The sequence below is a fragment of the Psychrobacter sp. 1U2 genome (assembly GCF_051847575.1).
In genome coordinates this window covers 1-645 of sequence record NZ_JBPYDC010001276.1, presented here as the reverse complement: position 1 = coordinate 645, position 645 = coordinate 1, and the positions used below count along the sequence as shown (strand labels likewise).

General features: G+C 34.1%; 1 pseudogene. It reads left to right on the top strand.

Annotated elements, in window-relative coordinates:
- Nucleotides 1-391: 391 nt before the first annotated feature.
- Nucleotides 392-645, top strand: a pseudogene (locus ACS8FD_RS21620) (glyceraldehyde-3-phosphate dehydrogenase); the annotation flags it as partial.

Below are 645 nucleotides of genomic sequence, written 5' to 3'. Positions count from 1 at the left end.
AAAAATTGATCAAGTGATCGGTAGTCTTCTGTCTGTTTGTAGCGAACCTAATGGTGAGTATTGACTCAGTTTGGTAGATAAATAAAAAGGTGACCTAATAAGTTGCCTTTTTGCTGTGTTATGAACATAGTTTCTGTCAAAAACAATACATGATTGATATCAAACGTTAGTAATAACGGTTATCACTAGCAAAATCAGGCATTTTGAGCTAAAATGTACCCCAATTAAAACCTATGATAAGTACGACCAAAGAGCTTATAAACCTACTACATAATATAATGATTAATAAGTATGTATCAATTTTACTAACGTAGCGTCTCTCTCAGTTTATAAGTTTTTAGTACTTACATAGCCTTCTATATTTTACAAACACATTTTACTGACCATAAGGATGTTTCTCGTGAGCCAAGCTAATACCTTACGCCAATTACATCAAGATCGTCTAAATAGTTACAACGATCAAGAACAACAAGCTATTGAGTTAATTGGACTGTTAAACAAACTCTATAACGAAAAAGACGTACAAGTTACTTTGTTCGGTGAGACACTTGATACAACTTCAGTCGGTCAAGTACTGGCGTTGCATCAAAAAGCAGCTATTCGTGAGCAAAATGGTAAGCCTATTGCTATTGCTGACACTTTAGA